The sequence below is a fragment of the Paraburkholderia sp. JHI2823 genome, assembly GCF_038900695.1.
GTDB classification, from domain to species: Bacteria; Pseudomonadota; Gammaproteobacteria; order Burkholderiales; family Burkholderiaceae; genus Paraburkholderia; species Paraburkholderia mimosarum.
The window spans coordinates 1-1,552 of the sequence record NZ_JAYMRY010000128.1 but is presented as its reverse complement, the minus strand read 5'-3'; the positions used below and the strand labels follow the sequence as shown (position 1 = coordinate 1,552).

Annotated in this window: 1 protein-coding gene; it reads left to right on the top strand. The window is 66.1% G+C overall.

Going from position 1 to position 1,552, the window contains the following annotated elements:
• The coding region (locus VSR34_RS37885; protein WP_342965174.1) for a DNA topoisomerase IV subunit B at window positions 1-1,552 on the top strand (1,552 nt) is incomplete at both ends.

Sequence of the window (1,552 nt, the reverse complement as noted above, 5' to 3'; positions counted from 1 at the left end):
CGGGCATGTACACGCGCACCGAGAATCCGCTGCACATCATCCAGGAAGTCATCGACAACGCCTCGGACGAAGCGCTCGGCGGCTACGGCAAGCGCATCACCGTGACGCTGCACGCCGACCATTCCGTCTCCGTCGAGGACGACGGCCGCGGCATTCCGTTCGGCCTGCACCCCGACGAGAAGGTGCCCGTCGTCGAGATCGTGTTCACGCGTCTGCACGCGGGCGGCAAGTTCGACAAGGCCGCCGGCGGCGCCTATACGTTCTCGGGCGGCCTGCACGGCGTGGGCGTCTCGGTCACCAACGCGCTCTCCACGCGGCTCGACGTGACCGTCTGGCGCGACGGCAAGGTCGCCGAAATCGGCTTCTCCGACGGCAACGTCACGCGGCCCCTCACCACGCGCAACGCCACGCGCGACGAGAAGAAGAGCGGCACGCGCGTGACCGCATGGGCCGATCCCAAATACTTCGATTCGCCTAATCTGCCGCTCGGCGAATTGCAGCGCTTGCTTCGCTCGAAGGCCGTGCTGCTGCCCGGCGTCGAAGTCACGCTCGTCATCGAGAAGACCGGCGAGCGCCAAAGCTGGAAGTACGAAGACGGCTTGCGTGGCTATCTCCTCGAAGGCATGGGCGGCGCCGATCTGCTGATTCCGCTGTTCGAAGGCGAGCGCTATGCCGACGCGCGCACCACCGACGACACCTTCGCCGAAGGCGAGGGCGCCGCGTGGGTCGTCGCCTGGAGCGAGGAAGGCTCGCTCACGCGCGAGTCGTACGTGAACCTGATTCCGACGCCCGCGGGCGGCACCCACGAAAGCGGCCTGCGCGATGGTCTCTTCCAGGCCGTGAAGAGCTTCGTCGAACTGCACAATCTTCAGCCCAAGGGCGTGAAGCTCCTGCCCGAAGACGTATTCGCGCGCGTCTCGTTCGTGCTCTCGGCCAAGGTGCTCGACCCGCAGTTCCAGGGGCAGATCAAGGAGCGCCTGAACAGCCGCGATGCCGTGAAGCTCGTTTCGTCGTTCTCGCGCCCCGCGCTCGAACTGTGGCTCAACCAGCACGTCGAGCACGGCAAGAAGCTCGCCGATCTCGTGATCAAGCAGGCGCAGGCGCGCACGCGCGCGGGCCAGAAAGTCGAGAAGCGCAAGAGCTCGGGCGTGGCCGTGCTGCCCGGCAAGCTCACCGACTGTGAAGCGACCGACATCGCGCGCAACGAGCTGTTCCTCGTCGAGGGCGACTCGGCTGGCGGCTCCGCGAAGATGGGACGCGACAAGGAGTACCAGGCGATCCTGCCGCTGCGCGGCAAGGTGCTCAACACGTGGGAGACCGAGCGCGACCGCCTCTTCGCCAACAACGAGGTGCACGACATTTCGGTGGCGATCGGCGTCGATCCGCACAGTCCCGACGACACCGTCGATCTCTCGAACCTGCGCTACGGCAAGATCTGCATTCTTTCCGATGCGGACGTGGACGGCTCGCACATCCAGGTGCTGCTGCTCACGCTCTTCTTCAAGCACTTCCCGCAGCTGATCGAGCGCGGCCACGTGTTCGTGGCACGCCC